The following is a 3,026-nucleotide window of genomic DNA, read 5'->3' on the forward strand; positions in this document are numbered from 1 at the left end:
ACATTAATAGGGTTTGTTACCCATTACATGCCGTATTGCAAAGCTACAAAGCGGTTCTATATAGGTTGAAAGCGGTTCAGAACCCATTATAATAGGTTCCGAACCTAAAAAAAGGGGTTCGTTTAGGGGGTACACCCCTTACAGAACCGCTTCAAAAGGGTAACGAACCGCATATTATGGGTACACAACCACAGCAAACCAGTTCCGAGAGGGCTAACAACCAGAATTGAACCGCTTTGAAACAGTAATGAACCAAAAAAGACAGTAATAAACGTAAAAAAGAGAAAAAACAGATAAGAATAAATGATAGAAACGAAGCTAACAAACTCCGTTCTGCAACGGAATTAAAACAAAAAAAACTCCCACCGAAGTGAGAGTTCTGTAGTAAACAAATAACATTTGCCTACGATCTGCACATCAAAGATAGGTATTTTTTTAATACCCACGGCAAATGTTTTAGGACACTGTCCTACGGTTGTTATTTTTCGTTGTTGGTTGTTGGTATTACTAACAACCAGCAACTGACAACCAACAACCAAATAATCAGTCGTGAAAGCCGAAAAACGAACGAGTAGGCGTATTTAAAAAAACCAATCAATGAAAACAATTAAATTAATTACCTTTAAACTTATGTTACTATTTCTTACAACAACACTATTTACCAACTGTGAAAGCGATACTGCTTTGGAAACACAAGACGAACTTGTGGCTGTTGCCAAGCAAGCGCCGTTTTCGTCACATATGGTATATACAAGTGAAATAGAAAACAATGCTTTAATTAGCGAAAGGTTAAGAGGATTAACCCAAAACCGAAACCAAGTAAGTATTGAAAATGATAACAATGACTTTAGCGTAGAAACTAAAGTGGCAAAGTATGTAGAAAAAAATGATGGTAGTGGCTACTCGTACACCTTTGCCATTAGTCGTGAAAATGAATTTAGTACAGCGTTAGAAAACTTAGTCCTCTCCGTAAATGCTGCTACACAAGAAATTAGTACTGTACTCATGAAATATCAGTATTCAGCCGAGCAATTGCATGAGTTACTCAATACAGGACATGTAAGTAGCTATGTAGACATAACGGTAACACCAATTGAAGGAGACTTTTCAAGTTTACTATCGGAGAACTCACTTCCGTGTACCATAAGCACCACTACATATCATGTTACACCAACTATTAATGGAGTAGAAGGAGGTACGTATGAGTATGGACCACATAGTACTTGCCATCATCAAGGCGGAGCCGATGGAGAATGCGAAGTATATACTGTAACAAGTGTTTGGTGTCCGCCAACAAGCCCAGGTGGTGCAGGAACTACAACTACGACAACAAGTGGTGATCCTAGTTCAGCTACTGACCCAACCAACAATACAACAAGTGGAGGTACTACGACATCGCCAACTACTAGCGATCCTAATGAACCAAGTGATGAAATTGTAACTACGCCTATTGTAGACCAATTAACAATTGACTTAAATGGTATAAAACAAGGAAATGATTCTTGGGGATACTCGAAAAGTCCAATGCCTACAGGAACTCCTACTTTCAATAGTGTAGAAGAATTTGAATTATATCTTGAGACGATAGATGAAATAGAAGGAGATATGTCTTTTGAAGATACTTCAAGTCCAGATATAAAAATTGCAAGCTTCATTTTTCCCTTAACTTGGAATTCAGATCTAAAAGTGAAAATTTATCAACAAATGGGTGATTTCTTTCAACAAGTACCTTACGAAGTAACAAGTGTTGAATCTGTTACTACTGGATTAGATTTTCATTTATTTTGGGAACAACAAGATAGTTTTGGTTTTAGTATGAATCCAACACAGCCATATGGAGAAGCAAGAATAGTTCAATACGGAACTTTAAAAATTGGAGCTGTTATTGAAGGGAGAGGTCTTTATTTTAACAGAGAATATATTATAATTATGTATGTTAACTCACTAACTGGTCAACCTGTAAGGAGTATCTTTGGATATGAATAAATGATAATCATTAAACAATTTAATTTAATACTATGATCTTAAAAAAAACTTATTTATCAATAATAATTTTATTGATTTCAGTAATTCAAATATCTTATTCTCAAAAAGGAGAAATAAAGTCTAAGGATAGTACTAAATTTCAATCAAATAATAATAAATTAAGTTTGATAAAGGAACAATATGATTTAAGTGATTCTAAACTATTTCAACTAACCAAAAATGATTCTGTAATTAATGAATTGATTTTACTTTTAAAAGATTCTACAAAAATTGAAAGAGTCAAGTATAGATTAGCTTCCTATTATGATGGTAAATATAATGTAGAAGACCTAATCTTTACACTAAAACTAGAGAGGCTTTTAAAATCAGGTTGTTTTGAATTATCAGATAGTGTAGATTTTAAAAGAGCTGTTCATTTTAAAAGTGTTGAGGAGCTGAATAGATTTGTTAAAAAAATTGATGATACCCTAGTGAAGAACTTGAATTTTGACAAGAGAAAAGACTCTATCAAACAACGGAAAAAGCAATAATCTATTTAAAAATGAAAAAATTAGTCTTTCCATTAGTCATTTTTATGCTAATCATTAGTTGTAACAGTTCTTATAAACCTTTTAATAGCTTAAAAGAAAAAAGACAAGGTAAAAAGCTAATAAGAAGTTCATTCAATTTATCAAATCAAAATTACGATAGAATTACTGAGAATGACTCTATTGTATATTCTTTAGTAAAATCAATAGGAAATGAAAAATTAGCAAAAAGCAGAATAGAAAGAAGACTAGACTCGTTTATTTTTAATAAATATGACCAAAAAAAGTTATTACTTATCTTAGAACTTGACCGTACTTTTCCTAATATGGATTTTGAGTTTGACAAAGAAGATGGTAGTCAAAGACTGGATTTTTCTAGTATAAAAGACTTAAAAAAATTCATGAAAGGCGGCGGTATGGAGAAAATGATTGATAGTATTTTAGGATTGAAACAAATTCCTAAAGACTCAATTTTAAAAAAGAAACAAAACTAACATGGAAAAAACAATAAGC

At 32.6% G+C, this 3,026-nt stretch carries 3 protein-coding genes; all 3 read left to right on the forward strand.

The window, feature by feature from the left end:
• The first annotated feature begins 597 nt into the window (after nt 1-597).
• The 3 genes from AA089_RS22785 to AA089_RS22795 are packed head-to-tail and all read left to right on the forward strand — an operon-like array spanning nt 598 to nt 3,007.
• On the forward strand, nt 598-1,986 hold the full coding sequence (locus tag AA089_RS22785; RefSeq protein ID WP_046759335.1) for a hypothetical protein: 1,389 nt from the start codon (nt 598-600) through the stop codon (nt 1,984-1,986).
• 32 nt (nt 1,987-2,018) lie between these two features.
• Nucleotides 2,019-2,516, forward strand: a complete 498-nt coding sequence (locus tag AA089_RS22790; protein ID WP_046759336.1) for a hypothetical protein — start codon at nt 2,019-2,021, stop codon at nt 2,514-2,516.
• An 11-nt stretch (nt 2,517-2,527) separates the two neighbouring features.
• Nucleotides 2,528-3,007 carry a hypothetical protein gene (locus AA089_RS22795; RefSeq protein ID WP_046759337.1) on the forward strand — a complete coding sequence of 160 codons (480 nt, stop codon included), beginning with the start codon at nt 2,528-2,530 and terminating at the stop codon, nt 3,005-3,007.
• The last annotated feature ends 19 nt before the right edge of the window (nt 3,008-3,026 follow it).

The sequence above is a fragment of the Kordia jejudonensis genome (genome assembly GCF_001005315.1).
GTDB classification, from domain to species: Bacteria; Bacteroidota; Bacteroidia; order Flavobacteriales; family Flavobacteriaceae; genus Kordia; species Kordia jejudonensis.

Bases quoted from the DNA above. Each gene is read 5' to 3' on its own strand.
- AA089_RS22785 (WP_046759335.1), top strand. From the start codon at position 598: ATGAAAACAATTAAATTAATTACCTTTAAACTTATGTTACTATTTCTT.
- AA089_RS22790 (WP_046759336.1), top strand. From the start codon at position 2,019: ATGATCTTAAAAAAAACTTATTTATCAATAATAATTTTATTGATTTCA.
- AA089_RS22795 (WP_046759337.1), top strand. From the start codon at position 2,528: ATGAAAAAATTAGTCTTTCCATTAGTCATTTTTATGCTAATCATTAGT.